This is a genomic window from Rickettsia sp., assembly GCF_965035265.1.
The window spans coordinates 1-3,060 of sequence record NZ_CBCDJS010000128.1 but is presented as its reverse complement, the minus strand read 5'-3'; the positions used below and the strand labels follow the sequence as shown (position 1 = coordinate 3,060).

Genomic DNA, 3,060 nt, shown 5'->3' with positions numbered 1-3,060 from the left:
ATACAAGAGGCACAAGATCTTGCCACTAAATGGCTTTGGTCTTATAATAACGAAAGACCAAATATGGCTATAAGCGGTATAACGCCAATACAAAAATTAGCTTTAGCAGCTTAACTCTCTACTGCGATTAAAAATGGGGGGATTACCCTACCAAGAATTAAAATACCGACAATTAAATATTTATATTGCATATGTGCTTATGATTTTATTGTAATTAATAATATATAAAAAAATTAAATATTATAAAGGTTAATTTATAATATTATAAATTACACTTTATAAATGATGTAACTTGTCTATAATAACTAATTAGTAATTAAGTTATTTAAAGCTCGATGAATAAATCTAAGTTCATTTTTTTATCTGCTATTTCAGGCAATGTACTCGAATATTATGATTTTACGGTATATTCAGTTTTTTCGCTGATTATTGGACAAGTTTTTTTCCCCGGTGAATCGGAATTTATGCGTATTCTTTTAAGCCTTGGAGTTTTTGCGGTCGGTTTTTTGACAAGACCTATAGGGGGCATATTATTCGGTTATATCGGTGATAGATACGGTAGACGTATCGCTTTAATAATATCGATGCTAGGTATGACCGTTCCGACTTTTATTATGGGACTCATACCATCATATGCAAGTATTGGGATTTATGCCCCTATAACATTAGTTATAATGAGGCTTATTCAAGGTTTATGTATTAGCGGTGAAGGAACGGGAGCAGCTATTTTTATCCTAGAACATCGTCAAAACTTAAGACCCGGTTTTACGGCAGGTTTGGTTCACGGCTCAAATATTGCCGGTACTTTAATTGCAACATTTATCGGTATTATAATCGAGCGTTATTTTTCTCATATAGATTTTGCTTGGCGTTTTGCTTTTCTGCTTGGCGGATTTATGGGTCTTGCCGGATTTTACTTGCGATTGCGTGTATCGGAAACACCGATTTTTAAAATGCTTGAGAAAAAGAAACAAGTTCTTAAAGCACCTTTTTCCAACGTAATTAAAACTGCTTGGAGATCTATGGTTTTAACCATGTGTATAGGTGCTATCGCTAGCAGCGTTATGTATTTAGTAAAAACTTATATAAATGTTTTCTATTATAATGTAATGCATCTTAGCAATACTATTGCTTTATCATATTTGGCTTATAGTTCGTTTATTGCGATGATAGCGATGCCGCTTGCCGGCGGTACTGCCGATATTATCGGAAAATTTAAAATGGCAATGCTTGTAGGAGTTGCTATCTTGATATTAATCTTACCTACTATGTTACTTATGTCATCAGAAGAGATGTGGCAACAAATTATAGCTCTTACAATGCTTGGTATGCTTGCAGGAAGTATAGCAGGTACGGCTTATATATTTGTTATATCCTTATTTACGGCAGAACAAAGATTTACCGGTGTTGCTTTCAGCTACAATTTTGCAATAGCGATATTCGGTGGAACTTCACCTATTATTTCTCGTTGGCTTGTAGAGCATACAGGCTTATTTTATGCTCCGGCTTTTTATATCATGATCATTGCTGCCGCATTTTTAGTGATTATGTATATGATGAGGAAAGTAATTAAATCGTTGCTTAATAATTATGAACATAGAAAATAAAGAAATAACAAATAGTTGGTTTACTAATTTACGTGATTTATTGTGCAAAGAATTTGAAAAAATCGAAGAAGAATATGCACAGACAAAAGGTTTAAAACCGGCTAAGTTTATACGCTCAAGTTGGGAGCGTAACGGCGGCGGTGGCGGTGTTATGTCTCTCATGAAAGGAGAAGTATTTGAAAAAGTCGGGGTTAATATTTCTACCGTATTCGGTGAATTTTCTCCCGAATTCCGTAGCGAAATTCCAGGAGCAGAGCTAGACGGAAAATTCTTTGCAACAGGTATCTCAGTAGTTGCACATCTTAAATCGCCGTTAATTCCTGCTATGCATTTCAATACTCGTTATATAGAAACCTCTAAAAATTGGTTTGGCGGCGGTGGCGATTTAACGCCCTTTTATCCGGAAGAACATGAAACGGCAAAGTTTCATGCAGCTTTTAAAGAAGCATGCGATAAGTATGATTCTAACTATTACCCTAAATTCAAAAAGCAATGTGATGAATATTTTTATCTAAAGCATAGAAAAGAACCAAGAGGAGTAGGCGGAATATTCTATGATTACTTAAATAGCGGTAATTTTGAACAGGATTTCGGTTTTACCAAGGATGTAGGTAAAGCTTTATTATCGGTATATCCTGAAATCGTTAGAAGCAAGTTATTTTTACCTTGGACTTTAGAGCAGAAAGAATACCAGCTTATAAGGCGAGGTAGATATGTAGAATTTAATCTATTATATGATCGCGGTACTAAATTCGGTTTAATGACTGATGGAAATGTAGAGGCAATATTAATGTCACTGCCACCTGAAGTAAAGTTTAATTGACTTTTTTAAAATCATAACCGAACTAATAAAACGCTATTTCGATGTGTCGAAACCTCTGTCAAAAGTGAGAGTATTTTTCACAAAATCGATGCAATCCTTGGCTTCACGGTCTATAGCAAATTTTTTACTTTGTAAGTTTAGGTGGTAAATAATTTTCTGTTGATATTACTTTTTTACCGGTTTTATTTTCTAGAGCCGTTTTAGCGTTTTTAGCTATACTTCCTCCTATTTTACCTGCAACCTTATTTTCTTCCATTCCTGTCGCATTATTAGTTTCTGCTACCTGACGAGTTGATAATTCAGCAAGAGCAGTAAAAATTAATTCTGCTTCATTCATGTGATCACGTAAATTTTGATTTTTTAAGCCCTTTATATTTTTATGTTCTTTAATGCTTATACCTGTCCATTCTTGATGAATAATATTAGTTAATATAGCAAATTCACTCTCTTTTGTTACTTCATGATTTTTCCAGTAGTCAGTTAATTTATTTCGTGTTTCCTGCCCCATCATACGTTGCTGAATCCACTTCTCACTACGCCCGTGTCGCTTCCAATTATCCCTTGCTCTATCAATTGACTTTTCCGGATCAGAAATTTCTTGAATCCTTTCATAACCGACTTTAGCAAGCC

The 3,060-nt window shown here is 34.4% G+C and carries 2 protein-coding genes and 2 pseudogenes; 3 read left to right on the top strand and 1 reads right to left on the bottom strand.

Going from position 1 to position 3,060, the window contains the following annotated elements:
* The 3 genes and pseudogenes from AC1Z7D_RS06750 to hemF all read left to right on the top strand — a co-directional run.
* A pseudogene (locus AC1Z7D_RS06750) lies at window positions 1-114 on the top strand (IS3 family transposase); the annotation flags it as partial.
* Window positions 115-335: 221 nt separating this feature from the next.
* Window positions 336-1,607, top strand: a complete 1,272-nt coding sequence (locus tag AC1Z7D_RS06745; protein ID WP_482603074.1) for an MFS transporter — start codon at window positions 336-338, stop codon at window positions 1,605-1,607.
* Window positions 1,591-2,430, top strand: coding sequence for an oxygen-dependent coproporphyrinogen oxidase (gene hemF / locus AC1Z7D_RS06740; protein WP_482603072.1), 840 nt, complete (start codon window positions 1,591-1,593; stop codon window positions 2,428-2,430). The genes AC1Z7D_RS06745 and hemF overlap by 17 nt, the downstream gene beginning before the upstream one ends.
* A 124-nt stretch (window positions 2,431-2,554) precedes the next feature.
* On the opposite strand, the pseudogene AC1Z7D_RS06735 reads toward hemF, so the two are convergent.
* Window positions 2,555-3,060: pseudogene (locus AC1Z7D_RS06735) on the bottom strand (hypothetical protein); the annotation flags it as partial.

What these genes read in the sequence shown, in the direction of transcription:
- AC1Z7D_RS06745 (WP_482603074.1), top strand. Translation starts at nt 336, where the DNA reads ATGAATAAATCTAAGTTCATTTTTTTATCTGCTATTTCAGGCAATGTA.
- hemF (WP_482603072.1), top strand. Translation starts at nt 1,591, where the DNA reads ATGAACATAGAAAATAAAGAAATAACAAATAGTTGGTTTACTAATTTA.